Origin of the sequence: Agrobacterium sp. 33MFTa1.1 (assembly GCF_004328495.1) — a bacterium.
Taxonomy (GTDB): domain Bacteria; phylum Pseudomonadota; class Alphaproteobacteria; order Rhizobiales; family Rhizobiaceae; genus Agrobacterium; species Agrobacterium pusense.
Genome location: NZ_CP036358.1, coordinates 567,646 through 590,675, shown reverse-complemented (window position 1 = coordinate 590,675; position 23,030 = coordinate 567,646). Strand labels below are relative to the sequence as shown.

The 23,030-nt window shown below is 60.4% G+C and carries 24 protein-coding genes; 10 read left to right on the top strand and 14 right to left on the bottom strand.

Annotated elements, in window-relative coordinates; genetic code table 11:
• Window positions 1–8 precede the first annotated feature (8 nt).
• Window positions 9–1,394 (bottom strand): MFS transporter, encoded by a 1,386-nt coding sequence (locus EYD00_RS03015; RefSeq protein ID WP_193604413.1) that lies wholly within the window; start codon window positions 1,392–1,394, stop codon window positions 9–11.
• A gap of 176 nt (window positions 1,395–1,570) precedes the next feature.
• On the opposite strand from EYD00_RS03015, the gene EYD00_RS03010 reads away from it, so the two are divergent.
• The gene (locus EYD00_RS03010) at window positions 1,571–1,819 is read left to right on the top strand and encodes a hypothetical protein (RefSeq protein WP_004440706.1); all 249 of its coding nucleotides are present in this window, start codon (window positions 1,571–1,573) and stop codon (window positions 1,817–1,819) included.
• On the opposite strand, the gene EYD00_RS03005 is transcribed toward EYD00_RS03010, so the two are convergent.
• The 8 genes from EYD00_RS03005 to EYD00_RS02970 all read right to left on the bottom strand — a co-directional run bounded on the left by EYD00_RS03005 (window position 1,816) and on the right by EYD00_RS02970 (window position 8,070).
• On the bottom strand, window positions 1,816–1,986 hold the full coding sequence (locus tag EYD00_RS03005; protein WP_262621376.1) for a type II toxin-antitoxin system RelE/ParE family toxin: 171 nt from the start codon (window positions 1,984–1,986) through the stop codon (window positions 1,816–1,818). The two genes, EYD00_RS03010 and EYD00_RS03005, sit on opposite strands and share 4 nt — an antisense overlap.
• A 218-nt stretch (window positions 1,987–2,204) precedes the next feature.
• A complete protein-coding gene (locus tag EYD00_RS03000; protein WP_004440704.1) occupies window positions 2,205–2,405 on the bottom strand; it encodes a heavy-metal-associated domain-containing protein in 201 nt (66 codons plus the stop codon).
• A gap of 46 nt (window positions 2,406–2,451) precedes the next feature.
• Window positions 2,452–2,874 carry a Cu(I)-responsive transcriptional regulator gene (cueR, locus tag EYD00_RS02995; RefSeq protein ID WP_004440702.1) on the bottom strand — a complete coding sequence of 141 codons (423 nt, stop codon included), beginning with the start codon at window positions 2,872–2,874 and terminating at the stop codon, window positions 2,452–2,454.
• Entirely contained in the window at window positions 2,871–5,456 is a 2,586-nt protein-coding gene (locus tag EYD00_RS02990) for a heavy metal translocating P-type ATPase (protein ID WP_004440699.1), read from the bottom strand. Before EYD00_RS02990 ends, cueR begins: the two co-directional genes overlap by 4 nt.
• A 49-nt stretch (window positions 5,457–5,505) precedes the next feature.
• Window positions 5,506–5,886: a YkvA family protein gene (locus EYD00_RS02985; RefSeq protein WP_004440697.1), complete on the bottom strand. Its 381-nt coding sequence runs from the start codon at window positions 5,884–5,886 to the stop codon at window positions 5,506–5,508.
• Window positions 5,887–5,952: 66 nt separating this feature from the next.
• A complete protein-coding gene (locus EYD00_RS02980) occupies window positions 5,953–6,561 on the bottom strand; it encodes a class I SAM-dependent DNA methyltransferase (RefSeq protein WP_004440695.1) in 609 nt (202 codons plus the stop codon).
• Between the two features lie 34 nt (window positions 6,562–6,595).
• Complete coding sequence (gene blaOXA / locus EYD00_RS02975; protein ID WP_004440693.1) at window positions 6,596–7,420, bottom strand: class D beta-lactamase; 825 nt, start codon at window positions 7,418–7,420, stop codon at window positions 6,596–6,598.
• Window positions 7,421–7,590: 170 nt separating this feature from the next.
• Window positions 7,591–8,070, bottom strand: coding sequence for a YcgN family cysteine cluster protein (locus EYD00_RS02970; protein ID WP_003497144.1), 480 nt, complete (start codon window positions 8,068–8,070; stop codon window positions 7,591–7,593).
• 253 nt (window positions 8,071–8,323) lie between these two features.
• Between EYD00_RS02970 and EYD00_RS02965 the strand changes: the two genes are divergently transcribed.
• The 3 genes from EYD00_RS02965 to EYD00_RS02955 all read left to right on the top strand — a co-directional run bounded on the left by EYD00_RS02965 (window position 8,324) and on the right by EYD00_RS02955 (window position 13,621).
• On the top strand, window positions 8,324–10,516 hold the full coding sequence (locus EYD00_RS02965) for a transglycosylase domain-containing protein (RefSeq protein WP_004440690.1): 2,193 nt from the start codon (window positions 8,324–8,326) through the stop codon (window positions 10,514–10,516).
• 341 nt (window positions 10,517–10,857) lie between these two features.
• Complete coding sequence (locus EYD00_RS02960; RefSeq protein ID WP_004440689.1) at window positions 10,858–12,300, top strand: alginate export family protein; 1,443 nt, start codon at window positions 10,858–10,860, stop codon at window positions 12,298–12,300.
• Window positions 12,301–12,325: 25 nt separating this feature from the next.
• Window positions 12,326–13,621, top strand: coding sequence for a serine hydrolase domain-containing protein (locus EYD00_RS02955; RefSeq protein ID WP_051674143.1), 1,296 nt, complete (start codon window positions 12,326–12,328; stop codon window positions 13,619–13,621).
• Between the two features lie 243 nt (window positions 13,622–13,864).
• Here the strand turns inward: EYD00_RS02955 and EYD00_RS02945 are convergent, their stop codons facing one another.
• Window positions 13,865–14,764, bottom strand: coding sequence for a LysR family transcriptional regulator ArgP (locus tag EYD00_RS02945; RefSeq protein ID WP_004440687.1), 900 nt, complete (start codon window positions 14,762–14,764; stop codon window positions 13,865–13,867).
• 103 nt (window positions 14,765–14,867) lie between these two features.
• Here EYD00_RS02945 and EYD00_RS02940 point away from each other — a divergent pair, with 103 nt between their 5' ends.
• The 3 genes from EYD00_RS02940 to EYD00_RS02930 all read left to right on the top strand — a co-directional run bounded on the left by EYD00_RS02940 (window position 14,868) and on the right by EYD00_RS02930 (window position 16,715).
• On the top strand, window positions 14,868–15,476 hold the full coding sequence (locus EYD00_RS02940; RefSeq protein ID WP_004440685.1) for a LysE/ArgO family amino acid transporter: 609 nt from the start codon (window positions 14,868–14,870) through the stop codon (window positions 15,474–15,476).
• A gap of 110 nt (window positions 15,477–15,586) precedes the next feature.
• Entirely contained in the window at window positions 15,587–16,174 is a 588-nt protein-coding gene (locus tag EYD00_RS02935; protein WP_004440683.1) for a DUF1214 domain-containing protein, read from the top strand.
• Window positions 16,167–16,715, top strand: a complete 549-nt coding sequence (locus tag EYD00_RS02930; protein ID WP_004440682.1) for a DUF1254 domain-containing protein — start codon at window positions 16,167–16,169, stop codon at window positions 16,713–16,715. Before EYD00_RS02935 ends, EYD00_RS02930 begins: the two co-directional genes overlap by 8 nt.
• A 20-nt stretch (window positions 16,716–16,735) precedes the next feature.
• Here EYD00_RS02930 and EYD00_RS02925 read toward each other — a convergent pair whose 3' ends face one another.
• The gene (locus EYD00_RS02925) at window positions 16,736–16,924 is read right to left on the bottom strand and encodes a hypothetical protein (protein ID WP_004440680.1); all 189 of its coding nucleotides are present in this window, start codon (window positions 16,922–16,924) and stop codon (window positions 16,736–16,738) included.
• Window positions 16,925–17,477: 553 nt separating this feature from the next.
• Between EYD00_RS02925 and EYD00_RS02920 the strand changes: the two genes are divergently transcribed.
• Entirely contained in the window at window positions 17,478–18,413 is a 936-nt protein-coding gene (locus EYD00_RS02920; protein ID WP_210277022.1) for a DUF2336 domain-containing protein, read from the top strand.
• 71 nt (window positions 18,414–18,484) lie between these two features.
• On the opposite strand, the gene EYD00_RS02915 is transcribed toward EYD00_RS02920, so the two are convergent.
• From EYD00_RS02915 to EYD00_RS02905, 3 genes are all read right to left on the bottom strand, one after another.
• A complete protein-coding gene (locus EYD00_RS02915) occupies window positions 18,485–18,838 on the bottom strand; it encodes a DUF1491 family protein (protein ID WP_004440678.1) in 354 nt (117 codons plus the stop codon).
• Between the two features lie 273 nt (window positions 18,839–19,111).
• A complete protein-coding gene (locus tag EYD00_RS02910; protein ID WP_004440677.1) occupies window positions 19,112–20,014 on the bottom strand; it encodes a peptidoglycan-binding domain-containing protein in 903 nt (300 codons plus the stop codon).
• A complete protein-coding gene (locus EYD00_RS02905) occupies window positions 19,986–21,518 on the bottom strand; it encodes a sensor histidine kinase (RefSeq protein WP_006700070.1) in 1,533 nt (510 codons plus the stop codon). The genes EYD00_RS02910 and EYD00_RS02905 overlap by 29 nt, the downstream gene beginning before the upstream one ends.
• A 487-nt stretch (window positions 21,519–22,005) precedes the next feature.
• Between EYD00_RS02905 and EYD00_RS02900 the strand changes: the two genes are divergently transcribed.
• Complete coding sequence (locus tag EYD00_RS02900) at window positions 22,006–22,431, top strand: DUF5330 domain-containing protein (RefSeq protein WP_004440675.1); 426 nt, start codon at window positions 22,006–22,008, stop codon at window positions 22,429–22,431.
• A 179-nt stretch (window positions 22,432–22,610) separates the two neighbouring features.
• Window positions 22,611–23,027, top strand: coding sequence for a SufE family protein (locus tag EYD00_RS02895; protein ID WP_004440673.1), 417 nt, complete (start codon window positions 22,611–22,613; stop codon window positions 23,025–23,027).
• Window positions 23,028–23,030 lie beyond the last annotated feature (3 nt).

Here is a 23,030-nt window from a genome sequence, read left to right as displayed (position 1 = left end):
CGGGGGCGCTAGCGCACGCTGCGCAGCCCCCTTGCCGTGAAGATCGCCAGCAGCGACACCACGACACCAAGTCCGTAAAGATACATCATCGGCATCGTCACGTCTGCCCGATCGACTTGCGTCACGAGATCGGTTGCAGCGGCCACGGTGCCGCTTGCACCCGCACCGGCGGCGGCTCCCAGTGTCGCGACCGTGGGGAGCAGAGCGCCCGTCATCTTGCGTTCCTCCTCCGGTGCGGCTTCCATGGCCGCCTGGCTGATACCTGCCCATGACATGCCGAAAGCCGATCCTATCAGGATTTGCCCAAGCAGCATTTCGACCGAACTGCCGGACGAAAGCCCGAGCCCGAGCAAAATGCAGCCCGGCACCATCTGATACGGGCCGTAATGCAGGCAAACCTCGCGCAGGCGATCGGAGCGCAGGCTTCCGATCAGCATTGCCACCAGGCTCCAGGCGAGCGGCATCGTTACCACGATAAAACCGGCGAAGGTGGGTTCATGACGCCAGAGATTGATGGCGACATAGGCCAGATAGACGCTGCCGAGAGCGTGGGCGTAGGACATCAGGAACAGCACCCAGAAGCCGCTGCCGAGCACCGTCTTCAACTGAAAGGAATCCTTCGGAAACAATCCAACGGAAGGCCGTGTACCGGCGCGGAGCGAGGCCCACAGGAGTGCTGCACCCGCCAGCAGGGACAGGGCGCGCAGGCTCGCATCCTCGAAGGCAGAGGGAGCGGAAAACGCCAATGCGCCGATGAGGCAGAGCGCCAGCGGCACCAGCGGTCTGCGCGTCGTCACCACCGGTCGCTCGGCGGAGACGGCGATGGCGGTATAGGCCACGAGCAACAGAATCAGGGGTGCCGACAACAGGAAGGTGGCGCGCCAGGAGATATGTTCGGTTGCGAAACCGCCTGTGAGCGGGCCGATGAACGAGGCGACCGCCCAGATGGCCGCCTCGATGGCAAAGACCTTCGGCAACAGGCCGGAGCGGAAACCGGCGGGAATGAGGCTGTAGCACACGGCAACGATCAACCCGTCCGCCAGACCCTGCAAGGCGCGACCGACGACGACCCACAAGAAGTCGTCGGCGATTGCCGAAAGGATGGAACCCAGAGAAAAGATCAGGCAGCACAGCAGCAGGACCGTGCGCGCGCCGAAACGTTCGCGAAACAGCACGGCGGTGACGCCGCCAGCGACGGAACCGACGAAATAAAGACTGTAGGCCCAGCTATAAAAGGCCGCTCCGCCGATTTCATTCACGGCCACCGGCAAGGCCGTGACGACCGCGAACTGGTTGAAAGCGTGCAGGCCGATACCGGAGGAGATGACGGTTAAAAGCGAGAGATTGGTCCCGCTCAACAATTCACCCCAGCCGTTTTTCTCCGTCATTTCCATACTCGTCAAAGCCGCATCCTTTCGATTTTCGCGATACGGCGGGCAAACTAGAACCTCAAGCGCCATTGAGGTCAAGACAGCTTTTTCGCGCCACTCGATCCGAAGGAATTCGCAGGCGACAGGAACCCTGCGCGTTTCCGCTCGTTTGCCGAATAACCGATAGAAAGGATACCGTCATGGACCGCAAAAAAATCCTGCCCTCGAACGAAGACGCCATGGATGAAGACCTGCTCGACCTCGACATCGACGCCCTCCCCGCCAAGGGAGAAATTCCTCAATTCATCGAGCAGGAAATCGAGGAAGAAGAGGCCGAGAGCGAGGACGACCCCTATCAGGAAAGCGACGAGGCCCTGCCCGACGATGCGGAGGAACGGGTGATCAACCGCAATCCCTCGCGCGAGGGCGGGGCGTTCGACGAGGTTTAACCGCTTGTCAGGCCGGATGCGAGGCGTTTCAACTTGTGGCGCTGATGATCCTGCCCACCGAAGAAGATGGCGAGAACACGCAATGTCTTCTCGCCGTCATCAACATCGAAATGAAAGATCGCCTGATTTTTCGTAACCCGACGAAGGCCGGGCAATAGTTCAGGCATGAATGTCCACTGAACGGTGCCTTGCCGAGGGTTTGCATATCCGCCTCAATAGCGCCGATGCGCAGAACCGCCCGCTCGAATGCCTCCGGCAGCGTGTCGCCGGGGCCGCGATAGGATTGAAGGAGATGGTCGAGACGGACATTGGAGTTCTGCCTTCAAAGGAAAAATGATGCTACTCAGCAGCATATCTTTCCTTTTCATTCCTGGAACGACGTGCGTCAGCCCGCCAGTTCAGGCGAGTAACCGGCCTCGCGGATTGCTTCCTCCGCGGTTGCGGCGTCACCCGTTACCGTGAGCCTATGCGTGGAAAGATCGATATTGACGGCGGCGTCGGGGAGGACGTCCGAAAGTGCGCCGCGCAGGGTCTTATCGCAATGGCCGCAGGTCATGTCCGGGATGAGGAAGGTGGTTGGGGTCATGATTTCTCCTATTGGTCGGCGCCGATATTTTCGCACCGGCTTTCTTTCAGTGGGTTCTGGCGGGCTTGCTGTCTGTCTTGTCGGCACCCGCGAGATCGTCGAGGATGGGGCAATCGGGCCGGTGGTCGCCGCCGCAGCAATGGGCGAGATGGGAGAGCGTTTTCACCATGCTCTTCATCTCGGCGATCTTCTGTTCGAGATCGGCGATGTGGACGAGCGCGATTTCCTTTACCGCCGAACTCTCACGGCTCTTGTCCTGCCAGAGTTTCAGCAGCGTCTCGGTTTCTTCCAATGAAAAACCGAGCGTGCGCGCCCGTTTGATGAAGCGCAGGTTATGGACATCCTGCTCTCCATAGACGCGGTAATTATTACCGGTGCGCGCGGCGGGCGTGATAAGCCCGATCTGCTCATAATAGCGGATCATCTTGGCGGAAACGCCCGATGCTTCCGACGCCTGGCCGATATTCACGATTTCACCTCCCGATGAGCGACCTTCGCCCGTTTCAACCGCAGTGCATTGGCGAGAACAAAGACGCTGGACAGCGCCATCGCCCCCGCACCGATCATCGGCGACAGCGTGATGCCGAAAGACGGATAAAGCACGCCCGCCGCAACCGGTATCAGCGCCACGTTGTAACCAAAGGCCCAGAACAGGTTTTCCTTGATGTTGCGCATGGTCGCGCGGCTCATCTCGATGGCGTTGACCGCGCCAAGAAGATCGCCGCCAACCAGCACCACGTCAGCGCTTTCGATGGCGACATCCGTGCCGGTGCCGACGGCAATGCCGATATCGGCCTCTGCCAGTGCCGGCGCATCATTGATGCCATCGCCGACGAAAGCCAGCACCTTGCCGCCTGCCCGCATCTCATGGATTGCCTTTACCTTGCCCTCGGGCAGTACTTCCGCAACCACACGGGAAATACCGACCTGCCGGGCTATGGCGTTTGCCGTACGCTCATTGTCGCCCGTCACCATAGCCACTTCGATGCCCATCGCCTGCAACGCCTTGATAGCGGTGACACTTGACGGTTTCAGCGGATCGGCGACGGCGATCGCAGCCGCCAGCCTGCCGTCGATCGCGGCATAAAGCGGCGTCTTGCCCTCGTCACCCAGCCTTGCAGCGGTTTCGGCGAAGACATCAACCGAATGACCCAGTTTGGCCATGTAACGATCCGCACCGACCTCGACCTTGCGGCCATTGACGGTGGCGGCGATACCGTAACCCGTCACGCTTTCGAAGTTCTCGATAGTTGCAGCTTCGAGTCCTGCATGGGTCGCCACCTTCTTTTCCTCCGCAGCCCGGACGATTGCTTCGGCGATCGGATGTTCCGAGCGACCCTCGACGGCGGCAACCAGCGCCAGCACGTCGTTATCGACAAATCCTTCCGCAACCACGAGATCGGTCAGTTCCGGGCGGCCCTTGGTGACGGTGCCGGTCTTGTCGACCACGACGATCTCAGCCGAGCGCAGTTCCTGCAGGGCCTGACCCTTGCGGAACAGTACGCCCAGCTCCGCTGCCCGGCCGGTGCCGACCATGATGGAAGTCGGCGTGGCAAGACCCATGGCACATGGGCAGGCGATGATGAGCACCGCGACCGCATTGACCAGCGCGAATGTATAGGCAGGTTCGGGACCGAAAATCGCCCAGACGATAAAGGTCAGCACCGCAATCGCAATGACGACGGGCACGAACAGCGCGGTAACCCGGTCGACCAGCAGCTGGATCGGCAGCTTGGAGCCCTGCGCCTCCTCCACCATGCGGATGATCTGCGACAGCATGGTATCGGCGCCCACCTTGGTCGCCTTGAACTTGAAGGCCCCGGTCTTGTTGATGGTGCCGCCAACGACCGCCGCGCCAACCGTCTTTTCCACCGGCACCGGTTCGCCTGATATCATGGATTCATCGACATAGGACGAGCCTTCGACAACTTCGCCATCCACCGCCAGCCTCTCGCCCGGACGGATGACGACGATATCGCCCATCACCAGATCGTCAGGGGAAATATCGATGGTGGCGCCATCGCGCTCTACGCGGGCGGTCTTCGCCTGCAGGCTCATCAGCTTGCGGATGGCGTCTCCGGTGCGGCCGCTGGCGCGGGCTTCGAGAAGCCGTCCGGTCAGGATCAGCGTCACGATGACCGTTGCCGCTTCATAATAGACGAATTGCGCCTCTGCCGGCAGCAGGTCGGGCGCGAAGGTCGCCACGACGGAATAGAGATAGGCGGCAGTAACGCCCAACGCCACCAGCGAGTTCATTTCCGGCGCGCCGCGCAGCAGGGCCGGAAAACCGGTCTTGAGGAAGCGCAGACCCGGTCCGAAAATCACCGCCGTCGCCAGCACGAAATAGATATAATAGAGGTTCTGCGTGTCGATGATGCCCATCAGCCAGTGGTGCATCGGCTCATAGAGATGGCCGCCCATTTCCAGCACGAAAAGCGGTGCCGTCAGGATGGCGGCGATCGTCAGGTCGCGTTTCAGCGCGCCCTCTTCGCCCGCATGGTGCATATGGTCATGGCCGCCACTTTCACCGGCCGTCGCCATCTGGCTGTGGCCGTGGTGATGCCCCTCGTGCCTGTTGTGGGATTGATGGGAGGAATGGTCGTGCGGCTTTGGCGTCGCCAATGCAAAGCCGGCAAGTTTCGCCGTTTCCACCAGCGCGTCCCGTTCACGCCGGCCGCCGATCGTCTCCACGGCGGCCTTGCCGGCTGCGGTATCGACAGTGGCGTTAATGGTGGTTGCGACAGCTTCCAGAACAGCCTTCAACCGCGCCGCATCCGCATCGCTGTGCAGACCTTCGACGGTAAATTCATGCCGATCCGGTGCAATATCGTAACCCACCTTCTTGATGGCAGCGCCAAGCGTTTTGGCTGAGAAACCTTCAGCCGGCTCGACCGTAAGCTTCTTCGTGGCGAAGTTCACGGAACTCGACATGACGCCGGGCACCTTGGCTGCGGCCGTTTCCACCCGCCGCACGCAGGAAGCGCAGGTCATGCCTTCCACGGGAATGGAAACCGGTTGATTTGGATGGGCGTGTCTGACTGTCTCGTTCATGGGAAATCCCCTTTCGAGACCCTATGTAGGGCTTCCCATGATGGGAAGGTCAAGGGAAGAAGAAATTTTTTGCCGCAAACAAAATCGTGAACGACGCCGCCAGCCACAGGGCGATGAATATGGCAGCAGCCACGCGGCTGACGGGACGGGATTGCGCGGCTGCGGCCGTCAATCGATGCTCCGCCAGCAGTGGCGGCGGCACAAGACGCACCGCAAGGAGGATGCCGAGCGGGACGATGACCAGATCGTCGAGATAACCGATGACAGGAATGAAATCCGGGATGAGATCGATCGGTGAAAGCGCATAGGCGGCGACCAGCATCGCCACCACTTTAGCCAAAAGCGGCGTGCGTGGATCGCGTGCGGCAAGATAAAGGGCGTGAACGTCACGCTTGATGGATTTCGCCCATCGCTTGAGCTTTTCGAGCATGGGAAAGTCCCTGAAACATCCGGCCTGTCGATCCTATGCGTGATCCCGGGGACTATGCAATGGTCTCTATGATACGATCCGCCTGGCGAGATAAATCGTTGCCCCGCCGCATTGCGGATCGTTGACGACGTGATCCAGAAGCCGGAATCCATGCGTGGCCAAAAGGCCTTCGTAATCTTCACGCGCGAGGCTGGCGTGATAAAGTGGCTTGCCCTGAAGGGTACCGATTGCTTCGCCTTGCACTGGCCCGGCAGTGAACATCAGGGCCGCACCTTCATTGGCATGCTGGCGGAAGATACCGAACATCCGGCGCTGATCCTCGGGACACAGGTGAAAAAAGCTGTGCCAGGCAATCAGCCCATCGAAACGGCGGCCGAGGGCCAGTTCGCGCATATCGGCCACCACCCAAAGTTTTTCCGGAAAGCGGCTGCGGCAAAGTTCGATCAGCGGCAGCGACGCATCGATGCCCGTGAGGTCATAACCGTTGGCAATCAAATAGCCAGCGATCGGCTCACCCGAACCGCAGCCGATATCGAGAATGGAGCCGCCATCGGGCAATAGCGAGGTGAACCTGTCCAGCCAGGGTTTTTCGACAAGGGAACGACCGCGCTGATTGTCAAAATCAGCACCGTGCTTGGTATAGAGCTTGATGACATCGCGAGAGGCATCCGACATATGCTGATGTCCTTTCCCGTGTGAGGGCCGTCGCCTACCTGTGCACGGCGAGCCGCGGGATATCGCGCAGGAAGGCATCGCGCACGGCGGGGCCGAGCGGCTCGTTTGACGGCTTGTCGGAAACACGCAGCCTTGCGAAGACGATGTGCTGGCCTTCACGCTCCGCCCAGCCGACGAACCAGCCGAAGGGGCGGTTGCGGTCGGGGTTGCCCTTTTCGTCACGCATGTAGCCGGTTCCGGTCTTGCCGTGCACGGCCCAGCTTTCCGGCGCATCGAAGACCGGTACGATGGCGCGTGTCTTGGCCTGCGCATCGCGGGAGAAAGGCAGATTGCCGGCAAGCAACCGGCGAAGGAAACCGACCTGCTCCACCGGCGAGATGGTGAGCGACGCCCCCAGCCAGGAATGGGTAAGTCCATTGTTTTTGCCGGGCTCGCCCGATACATCGGCATTACCGTAACCGAGACGCTTCACATAGGCGGCGAATTTTTCCGGGCCGAGGCGGCGGGTGATTTCGCGGGAATACCACAGCACCGAATCCTGCTCCCAGATGGTCGGGTCGACCGTCTTGCGATCCGAGGCGCGCGCCTCCGTGCCAGGTTTCCAATCCCAGGCGGGCGATTTTTCATCCTGGAGAATACCGGCATCGTAACCGATCAGCGCCAGCGGCACCTTGAAGGTGGAGGCTGGCGCCACCCGCTGGTCGCAGGCGCCCTGCTGGTTGATGATGGCGCCGGTCTCGATTGATGTGACCAGCGTGCATTCGAAGGCCTGGGGCTGTTGCTGGGCGTCAGCGGAAAACGGCAGGAGCCCCGGAAGGGCAAGGCATGAAAGAAAGATGGCGGGCAGCCCGTAGCGCATGCGTTTTGATGTCCCTCGTCCGCTTTTGCGGATCAATTGCCGGAATGGCCGGAAGCTGTCTTTGATTTCAGACAAGTCATAGCCCGAAACCGTGACACGATTTCGGATGACATGCCTTTAGGAGGCTGATGGGGCAGGAATAGGACCAAAACGAAAATTGCCGTTTTTCATCACGTCCGCTCCTTTTCTCCCGCCCTTTCGCCGACCGTCAGCGGCCAGTCGACCACATAATCCTCGAAGTCGTCAACATCCACATCGGCCTCGCTGACGGTGCGGCCGCGCGCGGAAATGCCGGCCTGATGCACTGTTTCGGTATCGCCGGAGACGAGATAATGCCACCAGTAGAGATCCTTGCCATCGCGCACCAGCGCATAGGCGCAGGTGGGCGGCAGCCAGCCGATCTCGTGAACCTTCTTCAGGTCAAGCTGGATACAATCAGGCACGGTGGCACGGCGGTTCTCGTAATCCGAGCATCGACAGCTCTCGCCGTCGAGCAGCACGCAGCGGACGGAGGTGAACACCACTTCGCCGGTGTCCCAGTCCTCCAGCTTGTTGAGACAGCACAATCCGCAGCCGTCGCACAGGCTTTCCCATTCCTCGCCGGTCATCTCGGTCAGCGATTTGGTTTTCCAGAACGGCGCGTCATTCATCGTTAACATTTCCGTTTCATTTTGATCTCTCGGACGGGAGTGTTTAACCGGTCCCTAATCCTTTATATCGTATCGCCAAGGGCTGGTTTGTACGATATTTTAGCATATTGGCAGGCGGCGAAGGGGTCATTGGCCCGCGAAAGGCCGCCACGTCAAGCACTTCCGACATAACCATGCCACGGTTTTGCGTCGGGAATGGGTTGAAGCGCAGAATATCGACGGTCGCATTGCCTTAAACAGGAAATATCGCCAGGTGCAGGAAGAAAAAGACGATAAAAAAGGCCGCAAAAAACGGCATATCCTGCTCCGGATCGATAGCTTCATCGACTCCGGCCTGTGGACGGCTGCGGCAAGGCTGGTGGATTTCTGGGAAGATGTCACCATCGCCTCCCGCAAGCTGCATGTCCGCGGCTGGAAGAAGCTCCTCGTCAATCTCACCTGCGACGCGCTGACCTTTGGAACGGCGGGATCGGTCGTGCTTCTGGCGCTTGCCATGCCCGCTTTCGAAGAAACCAAGAAGGACTGGCGTTATCGCGGTGACTTCGCAGTCACCTTCCTCGACCGATACGGCAACACCATCGGTCATCGCGGCATCATCCATGAAGACAGCGTGCCGATCGACCAGATGCCTGATCATTTCATCAAGGCGGTGCTGGCGACCGAGGACCGGCGCTTCTTCGACCATTTCGGTATCGATTTCATCGGCCTTGCCCGCGCTATGAGCGAAAACGCCCGCGCCGGCGGCGTGGTGCAGGGCGGCTCGACGCTGACGCAGCAGCTCGCCAAGAACCTCTTCCTCACCAATGAACGCTCGCTGGAGCGCAAGATCAAGGAAGCCTTCCTCGCGCTGTGGCTCGAGACCAACATGTCGAAGAAGGAAATCCTGAGCCTTTATCTCGACCGCGCCTATATGGGCGGCGGCACCTTTGGTGCTGCTGCGGCCGCGCAGTTTTATTTCGGCAAGAACCTCACCGACGTGACGCTTTCGGAATCCGCCATTCTGGCCGGGCTTTTCAAAGCGCCAGCGAAATATGCACCGCATGTCAACCTTCCGGCGGCGCGTGCCCGCGCGAACACCGTGCTTTCCAACCTCGTGCAGAGCGGGCTGATGACCGAGGGGCAGGTGGTCGGCGCGCGCCGCAACCCCGCCACCGTCATCGACCGCGAAGACGTGAAGGCGCCGGATTATTTCCTCGACTGGGCTTTTGACGAAGTGCAGCGGCTGGCCGCCGCGGGCAAGTTCAAGGATCACACCGTCGTCGTCCGCACCACCATCGACACCGGCCTGCAGCAGGCGGCCGAACAGGCGATGGAAATGGGCCTGCGCGAACTCGGCGAAGGGTATCGCGTCAAGCAGGGCGCGATGGTGATGATCGAAAATGGCGGTGGCGTGCGCGCCATGGTGGGCGGCCGCGACTATGGCGAAAGCCAGTTCAACCGCGCCACGGCGGCGCTGCGCCAGCCGGGTTCCTCCTTCAAGGTCTATACCTATTCGGCCGCCATGGAAAAAGGCATGAAGCCGGAAACGCTGATTTCCGACGCGCCGGTAACATGGCGCGGCTGGTCGCCGCAGAATTACGGCCGCTCCTATGCGGGTAAGGTGACGCTGCAGATGGCGCTCGCCAAGTCCTACAATACCGTGCCGGTCCGGCTCGCCAAGGACGTGCTCGGCACGCAGGTCATCGTCGATACCGCCAAGGCGATGGGTGTCGCCACGCCGCTGCGCAGCGACAAGACCATCCCGCTCGGCACATCGGAAGTGACGGTACTGGATCAGGCCACCGCCTATGCCGTTTTCCCGGCTGACGGCATGCAGTCGCGCCGCCACGGCATCGAGCAGGTGCTGGATTACGAGGGCAATGTTCTCTACGATTTCAGCCATGACGAGCCGCCCGCCAAACGCGTGCTGTCCGTAGACGCCAATTCGAAGATGAACCAGATGCTGGTGACCATTCCCGTGATGGGTACGGCGCGGCGCGGTGCGCTTGACAATGGCATCGTCTCCGGCGGCAAGACCGGCACTTCACAGGCCTATCGCGATGCCTGGTATGTGGGCTTTACCGGCAACTACACCACCGCCGTCTGGTTCGGTAACGACGATTTCACGCCGATGAACAACATGACCGGCGGTGCGCTGCCCGCCATGACCTTCAAGCGGCTGATGGACTATGCCCATCAGGGCATGGAGCTGCGCCCCATCCCCGGCATCCAGAACCCGCTGCCGACCGGCGCCCGACCGCAGCCTTCTGCGGAAGTGGCAGCCGCAGCCAGCAGCACACCCGCCCTGCCGGCCCTCACCCGTCCCCGCTCGCTCTCGGCCGAGGCGACCCGTGTAATCCGCTCCATCGGGCGGAAGATGAAGGAAGCCACGGCGCTGAATGTGACGACGCAGAAGGTGGCGGATGCCGCCATCCGCGATAACAAAGACGAAGCCGCGCGGCGTTAGGGTGTTTCAGTATCCCTATAAGGTATCGTGAGACTCTAGAAGGAATAACAGGCGGAATCCTGCACGTTTAAACAATCCTTGGTTGCCTCCATGACCGGGATGGTCGATCTGCCATCGACGAAAATGAGGTGCGAAACCAATCCAGGCTTCTCCTGCCTACGAATAATATAATAGTATTTTACGGAAACTCTACGCAAACTGCCTTTATCCGAGCCTTTCAAGACGTAATATTCCGCAATATTGTTTTTACACTTCAAGATTGAATGGACCTAGCCAGTCAATTCATGTCTAAGTGGATGCGGTTATCTCTTGTGCGATAACAGCGCGCCCCGGAGGACGGCATGAATGATGCGGCGGAAACGCGCGCGGCGGCGGTTGCTCTTCTCGCCGGACTGTGGTTTGCAGCGGATGCGGCACATGCGCAGGACCCCATGCTGCTGATCGACGAGCCGGGTTTTGAATTGCGCCTGTATTTTCAAGCCGGCATCAATGCCGTTGCCGAACAGAACCTGTTCTGGAACTTTGCCGATCGATTTGCGCCGGACGCCGGCTTCGACAGCGACACGCGCTGGCTTGAGGGCTATTTGATGCCCGGCATCGGTTTTACCGCCGACGCCGGCGACCGGCTTCAGGTCTATGGAAAAATCTCGGCCGTTGCCTCCGGCACGCTCGGCACCGACGCCTTCGATGCCGGTGGCACGGGCGCCGTGACACTCGAAGACGGCTATCTCGGCCTGCGCTCGAAGGCGGAGAGCGGCCCGTTCTTCGATATCTCCCTGGGGCCGCGTCCGTTCAAGACGGGAACGGGCATGCTGATTGCCAATGGCGGATCAAGCGGTTTTGAGCGTGGCGCGTTGAAACTAGGGCCGAGAAAGGCTTGGGAGCAGGCGGCGATCCTCCGGCTCGGCAAGGATGACCTGACGGCCACGGCCTTTTTCATCGACGCGAATGAATTATCCGACAAGGACAGCGGGACGAAGATCTTGGGAGCGGATCTGCGTTATGAACCGCACGAGGGTCGATATTTCGGCGTTACCTTCGGCCATGTGCCGGAATCCGGCTCGCCTTACCCTCGAGCCGCGGCCGGCGGCATCGGCGCGCCGGTCATCATGCCGGGTGCGCGCGAGGGCTTGAGCTTCATCAACGCCTATACCCGTACCAATCCGTTCGGCGCGCCATTGCCGGGATTTTTCATCGGCGGCGATATCGCCTATCAATGGAATCCCGACATCGACCTTGCAGCCTGGGGCGGCCGCGCCCAGATCGGCTATGCTTTCGAAGATGTTTCATGGATGCCGACGATCGCCTACAGCTTTCAGACCTTCTCCGGCGACGATCCTTCAACCTCGCGTCTCGAACGCTTCGATCCGCTGTATTACGAAGGCAATCCGAGCGCATGGTCGACGGGCACGAAGTCCTCGATGATGTTTCTCAATTCCAACGTCAATGCCCATCAGATCAGCCTGCAGGTGAAGCCAACGCAGGCCGATACATGGACGCTCCGTTACGCGCATATCCGCGCCAACGAGTTGGATAGCCCTATCCAGTTTGGACAGGGCACGCGGCTCGACGACATCGACGGCACGCCCACCCCCGTTGCGGGCGTCGGCAACCGCCATCTCGCCGATGATCTCTATCTGGAATATTCGCGCATCATCAATGCCAATACCTATCTCACCGCCGGCGTCAGCATTTCATTCCCTGGCAAGGGCATGGATTCCCTGACGGCAGAGCGTTCGCCGAACTGGCTTGGAGGTTTCGTCAATGTCATCGTCAATTTCTAGAACCCTGCCCGTCCTTCTTGCAGCCATGGTGCCTGTTCTGGCTTACCCCTATGCCGCTGCCAGTCAGCAAGCCGCGCCGCTTTCAGCCGAGCAGTCGGACCCGCTGAAGCTCGGCTGGATGCAGGGCTTTCCGCCGCCGGAAGACGAGATCATCCGCTTTTCGGACAGCGACTATTTCAACTTTCCGAAATTGCGCTGGACAGTGTGTCACTTCCGCCAGCTGATGCCGACGGTCAATGTCAGCCGTGGGCTCGGCGCGCCAGCGGCCCTTGAGCGCAAGCCCGACCCCGCCATCGACGCCGTGACCTTCCGCCCGACCGGCGGTGAGCAGGACATGACCTGGCTGCAATCGCTTTCGGCCAACTATACCGATGGCATCGTCGTGCTGCACAAGGGAGTGCTTGTCTATGAGCGCTACTCCGGCTGCCTCAACGATACGGGGCAGCACGGGGCGATGTCGGTAACGAAATCGCTGACCGGGCTTCTGGGCGAGATGCTGGTTGCCGAAGGGACGCTGGACGAGAATGCCAAAGTCGCGACCGTTGTTCCCGAACTTGAAAAAAGCGCGTTCGGCGATGCGACGATCCGGCAGGTGCTGGATATGACGACCGGCCTGCGTTACAGCGAGGACTACGCCGATCCCAATGCCGACGTATGGATATATTCCGCCGCTGGCAATCCGCTTCCCAAGCCCGAGGGTTACGAAGGCCCTCGCAGCTATTTCGATTATCTGAAGACGGTGGTGAAGCAGGGAGAACACGGTTCCGCCTTCGGGTACAAGACGATCAACAGCGATGCGCTTGGCTGGATCATTGCCCGCGCCTCGGGAAAATCGGTGGCAAAGCTGCTTTCCGAGCGCATCTGGAGCCGGATGGGCGCCGAACAGGACGCCTATTACACCGTCGATTCCACCGGCACGCCTTTTGCCGGCGGCGGGCTGAATGCCGGCCTGCGCGACATGGCGCGCATCGGCCAGCTGCTACTGGACGGCGGTACGATGGGCGGCGAGCGGCTCATTCCCCAAAAGGCGATCGACGCCATCCGTCAAGGCGGCGACAAGGCGGTTTTCGCAAAAGGCGGATATCCGGCGCTGCAGGGTTGGAGCTATCGCGCCATGTGGTGGATCACCCACAATGCCAACGGCGCTTTCATGGCGCGTGGGGTGCACGGCCAGGCGATCTATGTCGATCCCGCCGCCGAAATGGTTATTGCCCGCTTTTCCTCGCACCCCGTCGCGAGCAACGCCGCCAACGACGCGACATCGTTACCGGCTTATGAGGCTGTGGCGCGTTATTTGATGGAACAGGCGGGGAAGCAGTGAGGGCGAGGCGGTGAAGCCGGTGCGAAACAACTGAAGTTTTCTGTCGGAGCTTGCGGCTTACCCCCCTCTGTCCTGCCGGACATCTCCCCCTCAAGGGGGGAGATCGGCAAGACGCGACATCGCCACTTCATTCTCTAACGTTGAGATAGGCCAAACCTTGCCGCATACCGATCTCCCCCCTTGAGGGGGAGATGTCCGGCAGGACAGAGGGGGTAAGCCGCAAGCTCCACGCTCCGCGATGCCTCACACCAACAACCTCGCCCTAGCCGTCCCCACCACCATATCTGTCAACCCCGCCAGCCTTTCCGCCGCAAGCCGGTTGACCTGCCAATAGAGCGGGATATCGAGCGGCGTGCCGGGAACGACCTCCATCAGCCGCCCTGCCTGCAAATGCTCCCCCACCAATTGAACCGGATTGAGCCCCCAGCCCATGCCGGCAAGGCTCGCCTTCACAAATCCATCGGTCGAAGGCAACCAGTGCGTCGGGTAGGCAATGTCTTCACCCAGCACCTCCCTTACCCAGCTCGCCTGCAGCCGGTCCTTCTGGTTGAAGGTCAAGCCCGGCGCGCAGGCGAGCGTCGCTGATGTTACTCCTTCGGCAAAATGGCGGGTCATGAAATCCGGGCTGGCGGTCGCGTGATATCTGAGTACACCGAGCGGCGTGACCCGGCACCCCTGCACCGGCTTGTCATGGGCGGTCACGGCGGCGAGCACCCTGCCCGCGCGCAGCCATTCCACCGTGTGATCCTGATCGTCGACGGCGATATTAACGAGATAATCGCTGCTACCGGTGAATTTCGACACCGCATCCAGAAACCATGTGCCCAGGCTGTCGGCATTGGTGGCGATGTTGAGCGTCACCCGCTCCTGCGCCGCTCCCGCTTCCGCCAAGGCCGGTAGCTGGCGGAACAATTCGCTTTCCAGCATGCCGACGTGATCCATGTGACGGCAGAGCCACTCACCCTTTTCCGTTGCAACGCAGGGGTTACCGCGCACGATCAACACCACGCCCAGCCGCTCCTCCAGTTGCTTGATACGCTGGGAAACAGCCGATGGCGTGACATGCAGTGCCTGCGCCGCCTTTTCAAAGCTGCCGGTCTGAACAACCAGCGCCGCAGCGCGCATTGCGGGATAGTCCAGCATTAGTAGTTCTTATCCTGACTGAGATCGTTTAATTTGATTAATCCGTCATGGGGAAATATCCAAGCCCTGCTTCATATCATTTCGACAAAAAGCGGTAGCGGGCGTGGACATCCAGATCTTCTTTACCGGCCTCACCATGGGCCTCAGTCTCATCGTCGCCATCGGCGCGCAGAATGCCTTTGTGCTGAAACAGGGGCTGGCGCGCTCGCATGTGTTTGCCGTCTGCGCCACCTGTGCGATATCGGATGCGCTGCTCATTACCGTCGGCGTGTTCGGTTTCCAGCGGATCAGCGCCATCATGCCGGCGCTTGATCCCATCATGCGTTATGCCGGCGCCGCCTTCCTCATCTGGTATGGTGCCAAAAGCCTGCACTCGGCTTTGCGTTCGTCGGAAGCGCTGTCAGTGGCCGAGCGACGGGAAGCGAGCCTGTGGCAGACGCTGGCCATCTGCCTGGCCCTCACCTTCCTCAATCCGCATGTCTATCTCGACACGGTCGTGCTGCTCGGCACGATTTCCACGCAGTTTCCCGGCTTTGAAAAGACCTTTGCCGCAGGGGCGGCCACCGGCTCGCTGCTGTTCTTCTTTTCGCTGGGCTACGGAGCGCGCTGGCTGCGACCGATCTTCGAAAAACCTTCCGCCTGGCGCATCCTCGAAGGCGTCATCGCCATCACCATGTGGGCCATCGCCTTCAAGCTCGTCATGGGCGCATAGTCCAGGAATTTCGCGCTCCAGTCACTTTCACGAGGACTAAACAAGCCGCGCCATTTTCCAAACAGGGAATCAGTGATAGTCCTCGACCTGTTCATAAACGGGAAAACAGCGTGTTCCGAGTTCCATTCCTTGTCGGCATCGCCCTTCTGATCGCCTTTGGCGGCGGTATTGCCGCAACGCTCGCGGCGCTTGAAGCGACCTCCGGTTTCGGTTCGATCCGCATCGGTTCCTGGGACGCGTTTCCGGAAGCGCAGACGATCGAGGCCGATCCTTATGCCAAGTCGCACCGCGCTGACGCCGGCAAGCTGCTTTACGGAACGGCGGAGGGGCTGGCCTTCACCGCGTCCGTCGACAGCGAGGGCCAGCGCCTGAGCGGCGAATGCCGCTACCGGCTGGCCGGGGCTGTGCCACCAGCACGTTTCTGGACGCTTTACACCGCCGATCAACAGGGCAATGTGCTGGCTGAGGATGCCGGACGGCCATTCGCACTCAATTCCCGCACGCTTCTGCGCAGCGCCGATGGCGGCATAGACATCACCATTGCTCCGGATGCCCAGACCTATAACTGGCTCGCGGTGCCTCAGGGACAGACCTTCAAGCTCGTCCTGACCCTGCTCGACACGCCTGTGGCCGGCAGTTCCGGCCTGATCGACATTTCCATGCCGCAGATCCGCAAGCTGGGGTGTGGCAATGCTTAGGGTCCTGCTCGCCATCGTCACCGGTCTCGTCGGCGCGGCCGTGCTGCACGTCATCATTCTCCTGGCGATACCGCACTTCAGCAATCGCGACGCCTATACGCGGGCAGTGGCGGAAGGAAAACCGCACCTGTTCCATCTGCTTGAAGAAACGACGGAAAAAAAGACGCTGGGCAGCGGCGATCCCTTCATGCGGGTGGCCGTATGCACCTTCAATATTGAGGAACAGCCGATCCGGCTGACCGCCATCGGGGCCGTGCCCTTCTGGTCCGTGGCGGTTTACGACAAGGCCTCGAACGAGGTGTTCAGCATGAATGACCGCACATCCGCCGCCGGCGTCATGGATATTCTGGTGGCAGATGCGGTGCAGATCGCCGCCATCCGCAAGGCGCAACCGCCCGCGCTTTCACAGGCAATTCTGGCGGAATCGGATCAGACGGAAGGATATGTGGTTTTGAGGACCCTCGTACCGCAGCCGAGTTTCGGCGAAGAGGCGGAACGGTTCCTGAACGAGGCAAAGTGCCAGCCGACGCCGTGGAAATAACGGCGGCTTATTTATATTAATCAGGATTTCAAGGCGGTTTCCGGTGCGGATTTGCCCTTGCGCGCAACCTTGCCTGCCGGCTCGCTGTCGCGTTTCTCATAACGAACGCCGGTGAACAGAACCACTTTCGCGGGGCCGATCATCGTGCTGACCACGCCTGCGGGACGCAGGCTTCGTCGGGCGTCAACAAGTGGAATAATGTCTGCCATGCTCTTCTCCTCTTCGGGAGTCAATGTTGCCCATGGGAACCGCGCAAGCCTCGTCTTGCGTCGGGAATTTCATCACCATCACATTGCGCATAATCCAGCCCACAGGCTGGTTTTCGCATATCCCTGAAAACCATCGCGGGTTTTAACGCTGGGCTATGCGGACATTCAGGCATCAGACGCCGGTTCGGCTCTTATTCCGGATTTCAGAATAACATGGAATCCTAATACTGCCCATGAAATTACAAACAGACAGAGGTTAATGATCCGTTAACCCTAATGACCGGGTGGCGTTTTCTCCTTTGCCGAGCCACACCCGTTGAAAACAAAGGCGAGGCCGCAAAGTTCCGCGGCATTTTCCCCACCACACGATTTTAAAATTTGCCTGTTGATATTGGCGGTTTCTCTCTTGGTGGCACCCATAGTTAACAGGACGTCAACGGATTTGCTCTAAATTGAACCGATATTGTGTTTGCGTTTGTTGGGTAGTGCGTTGACCGACCGGTTTCGAGAACTTGAGAGGCCAAGAGCCGTGAGGAAGAAAGATGTGGTGCTGATGGCCACCGTGACGAATTTCGAGAATGTTCCCCTTCCGTCAAAAACGGATCTCCGGCAATTCGCCGAACTTTTCATGCCGCTTTTTAATGCCTCCACCGATGAAGCCAAGCGGGAGGCAATTGCCGCCCTTTCGCAGCACCCGAACGTGCCTTCCGCGGTTGCCTTCTTCATTGCCTGCCAGCCGATTTCGCTTGCGGCTCCTTTCCTCATTGCCTCGAAGTGCCTCGACGACGACACGCTCATCACCATTGCCCGCACGCAAGGGGCCGCCCACGCACGCGCCATCGTCCGGCGGGAGGACCTCTCCCCCACCGTCATCGACGCGCTCGTGGGCCTGCGGCACATCGAAGACCTCAAGCGACCGCAAGAGGAAACGCCTGCCACTGAACCGCCGGCAGCGGCGAGCATCGAAGCGCCTAAGGCGGAAGTGAAGACGGACAACATCGCCGCGGCTTCCGCGCTCGAAGAGGAAATGCGCCAGCGGATCAAGCAGATGGCGCGCCATCTCAACCGCCCGGAAAGCGATGTCCTCGGCCTTCGCCGCCTCAGCGAGGTGCAGGACGCGCTGCTGGTGCGTTTCGCCCGCGAACGCAATGCGCGGCAGTTCGCGGTGGCGCTGGCAGATTCCCTCTCCTCCAGCTACTGGCTGTCGGAGCGCATCATGCTCGATATATCGGGCACGCAGCTTGCCACCACGCTGACCGGCCTCGGCATGGAATTTTCCGAGGCGGCCTTCGTCTTGCAGTGCTTCTATCCGCACCTTTCCGCCGCAGAAGGCGATATGAGCCGGGCGGAAGCCCTGCTTGACCGTCTCAACACCGTGGAATGCGAAGAGCGGCTGGAAAGCTGGCGGCGCGCCGACAGCTACACCCATGGCCGCGAGCGGCCGGGCCGCAATAACCCGGCCACGCAGAGAACGGGAACGCAGGGATAACAGGGCCCTGCGCTTTCGACAGCGCAGGCCATCTTCGGCTGAAAACGCCAAGGCACAAGGGGCTGCTGGAACTAGGCCCCGGGCGGGTCCACCAGCGTCAGCAATGTTCCGATTTCGTCGGTCTCTATTTCGACAACCCACAGGTCACTGTCGAACCGTCGCTCCCTTTCCAGAAGAGCTGTGCTTTCTTCGCCTTCAGCACCGGCAAGGCGCGTTTCGAAACGGCGCTCGGCTCGGATATCCTCATCATCGGCAAAACTTTGCGGCGCGGGCCCGTAGAGGTTTTCGCGGCCGTCACGCAGCCTCTGTCGGACAAATATCGCCCCCGCCTCCTCCGCACCCTTCTTTTCGACAGCGGCAAATCCACCGGCAGCAAAGACGCGGCGGATGAGGGCTGAGACGAACATTTCGGATTTGAGGCGCATGGGTTTGCTTTCGATTTTTGCGCTGCCTAGGTGGGTGGGGTTTCGATGTTGATTTTTAAGCTGACGAAGGTGTGCGTGGCTTTACCCCCCTCTGCCCTGCCGGGCATCTCCCCCTCAAGGGGGGAGATCGGCAAGCGGATAAGTCTCGCCCATCTCAACACTTGCGAATGATGTGGTGGTAGCGCCTCCTGCCGATCTCCCCCTTGAGGGGGAGATGCCCGGCAGGGCAGAGGGGGGGTAGAGCCACACACGCCCCACGCTGCCGTCAAAGCCTCAAAGCGCCCCGATCGACTTCAACTTCTTCAGCACGGCCTCACTCGGCTCGCCGGTTTCCGGCAGACGGTAGTGTTTTTCGAACGCCCTGATGGCATTGCGGGTCTGCTGGCCAGCCACGCCGTCCACCTTCACGTCGGCATAGGCGATATTGATCAGCCCCTGCTGGATCTTGGCGATGAGATCGCGGCTTGCGGGTTTCGCGGCGCTGTTGAGGGAGACCGGTTCGGCCTTGGGATGCGGCGCTTCCGCCTTGCGAATGGCGGCGGCAACGGGGTCGATTTCGACACCGCCGCTGCTATCGGCAGGCCGGTCCTTCGGGATCGCGGCAACCGTTGCGCCATCGATCCTGAGCGCCGCCAGCACCCGGCTTGTCGGCTCGCCGGTCTGTTCCATGCCGAGAGTTTCTTCAAAGAACATAATGGCGGCGGCCGTCTTCGGTCCCATGCGACCGTCCGCCTCGCCCTCATAAAGCCCGCGCTTCTTCAGTTCGCCCTGAATGTCGGCGACGATCTGCTGCGGTTTCTGGCTTTCGGCGATGGGTTGCGCCGGCGTTTCGGCCGCAGGCTGCTGCTGTGCCGTTTCCGTTTCTGCCGGGCGCTCTATGCGGAACGTGGTGACGTTACCATGGGTGCCGAGTGGTTCGGCCGGGCGATAACCGGCGATGCCGTTCGGGTTTTCCGCATCGCGCGTGCGCAGGAAGGGCGACGGGTGCACACCAGGCTGGTACCAGAGCGCATTGGCGGCGACAAAACCGAAGACGACCGCGAAGGCACCGCAGCCGCCCACCAGTTTCGGATGGCGCAGGATTTCGCGCCCGATGGCCGAAACCACCAAGGAAACAATCCCGGCGCCAATCTGGGCCGTTGTTTTCTTAGGCGATTTTCGCTTTCGCGGGGCCATCGTCACCGTCCTTTCTCATTTTCGCCGCCATGTCGCCAAGCTGCCGTATGCGCGGTGGGAACTCCACCATGCTTTCGGCGTCAGCGCTTTCGCCGCCACCCGCCATGCCGGAACCATCGGCAGGCAAAGTGATCGTTACGACCGTCCCCTCGCCGGGCTTGCTGGCGATGGCGAATGTGCCGCCATGCAGAGCCACGAGCCCCTTGACCAGGGACAATCCCAGACCCGTGCCTTCATAGCGACGGGTATATTCATTCTGAACCTGCATGAAGGGCTGGCCCAGCAGTTCAATCTTGTCAGACGCGATGCCGATGCCGGTGTCGCTCACCGTCAATTTCAGCATTGCGCCTTCGCGCGCAGCGTCGATCGATACCACACCACCGGCATCGGTGAATTTTATGGCATTGCCGGCGAGGTTAATGAGAACCTGACGGATGGCGCGCTGATCGGCCGAGATTTCACCGATGCCGCGCTGGATGCGGCTGGTCAGGGTCAGGCCCTTCTCTTTCGCCTGAAGGCCGAGCATCGCTTCGCAGGACGAGATGGTTTCCGCAATCGGGAAGCTTTCCATCATCAGCTCGTAACGGCCAGCTTCCAGCTTGCTCATATCGAGCATGGTGTTGACGACGGACAGAAGATGGGCGCCAGACTGGCGGATGAGGCCGACATATTCCCGCTGACGGTCGTTCTCCAGCCGTCCGAAATATTCGCCGGCGAGAATATCGGAGAAACCGAGGACGGCATTGAGCGGCGTGCGCAGTTCATGGCTGACGGCAGCGAGGAAACGCGACTTGGCGTCATTGGCGGATTCCGCCTCGGCTGCCTTGCGGGCGACATCGCGGCGCAGACGCTCCATCTCGGTAATATCGGTGAGCTGGGCGACGATGCGGCGCAGGCGACCTGTCGCGCCGCGAATGGCGGTCATCTCGATACGGGCGTGCATGAATTGCGCCTGGCGCGATTTCGCACCGGTCTCGAAGCGGAGTTCGGCGGTTGCCCTGTCCTCACCCTGCCGCAGGACGTCGAAAGCCTGCATCAGTTCGATACGATCGGAGACATAGACATATTCAACGAGGATATGTCCTTTGCTGGCTTGAAGGTCGGCCGGGAATGCCGCGCAATCGCGACCGGACACGTGTTCGACGAAGCCGGTTTCACCGATCACCAGCACCAGGCCCGGCACCTGCGATGCCGCGATCAGATCGTCGTTCACCGAGGAAACCGAATGAGCGGATGCGCCGTGCGCAGAATGGGAGAAGGCGATCAGCAGGGCGGCGGCGGCCAGAAACAGCGCCAGCACCAGGGCCGCACCGATGGGCAGCGCGATGGCGGGGCTGACGACGAGGCTGAAAATGGCTGGTACAACCACAAGGCCGACGGCGCTGAAGGCAATCAGCCAGCGCAGGCGCGCAACGGTCCCGGCGCGCCTTTCGGCGTCCTCTTCCATGCGCGCAAGCCATCTGCCCGCTGCATGGTCGACCAGTGCGACCGCTTTTTCTCTCATATTACGCAATACCAAACCCGAATCCTGAAGGCGGTTCCAACGGCTCCGACAATAGAAGGCGGCGGCTTAAGGAATGGATAAAAAGAATGGGCTGAAAAGCCCGTCAAATGCGTGACAGTCCCATTACGGGGCATTTCCAGGAAGCTTTGCCAATCATGGTTAATGACGGGTAAGCGACGGATTTCGCTTCATTTTTGCCATCGCGTTAACTTTTGCGGCAGAGCTTTTCGCCGCTTTCGCCCGGAACGCGCGGCCTCTGTCGCAATTATGCTTAACATGGACCGTTAAAATGCGAGTCAATTGATGGCCGCCGTCCCGATCCGAGGAGAATAGATACAATTTGAATTAAATTGCGCCGCTTTTTGCAATCGGCTGTTCGCCGGTCGTCTGTAGGTTGTTCACAAGCCCGAAAAACGGGACAAAGGCCGATGACCCGAAACCGGGCGGGGCTTTCGAAAACAAAGATCATCTGGCAGGGTGTCTGACAATGTGGTTTCTGATCAAAGGAACATTCTGGTTTTCGCTGGTACTGGTGGCGCTGTCCTATTTCGGCAGCAGCAACGATCCGGCCAAGGAACCTTCGGCCTTCGATATTCCCAGCGCCGTTTCGGCTGCCGGCGAGGCCTATCGTTATGTCAGCGCCATCTGCATCGAAAAGCCCGATGTCTGCATCAAGGGCGCCGAAACCTTCCATGCGCTGGGCGAAAGGGCAAAGGAAGGGGCAAAGGTTGCCTATGAACTGCTGGACAAGCAGCTTGCCTCCGGGGACAAGCCCGCCGATGTTGCCGACGTTGCGGCAGAAGCCGAAAAGCTTGCAGCGGCACCCGTTGTCAGCGTCGAGTTTCCCGCAGATGCCGACATGCTGAAGACCGGCACCGTCATTCCCCTGCCGCAGAAGCGCCCTGCTCCCTGATCCTGCCGGCCACCGCGCCCGCCTTTATTGCGGATGGAGATTTCCTTCCGCCACTGCCTGCCAAACTTGCCCACGGAACCTGTTTTCCGTGGGCTTTTTCGTGGGCTATGGTTCAAAACCGACCGCACTTCACCTATATCGTGACGAAGACCTGCAATAACGGATGATACGGCGCACAAATGGCCTCTCTCGAAACGATCCTTGACGACTTCGCTTTCCTCGATGACTGGGAGGATCGCTATCGTTATGTCATCGAACTCGGCAAGGCGCTGCCCGATCTGCCGGAAGACAAGCGCACGGCTGAAAACAAGGTTCAGGGGTGCGCCAGCCAGGTCTGGCTCGTCAGCCATAGCGACGGCGCCGAAGACCCTCTCCTGACCTTCGAGGGCGATTCGGATGCGCATATCGTGCGCGGCCTCGTCGCCATCGTGCTTGCGGTCTATTCCGGCAAAAGGGCCTCCGAAATCGCCGGTCTCGACGCGATCGAGGTATTCGACAAAATAGGGCTCGTGGAACATCTGTCGTCGCAGCGCGCCAACGGCCTGCGCTCGATGATCAAGCGTATCCGCGAGGAAGCCCGGCTGCTTACCGCCTGAGAT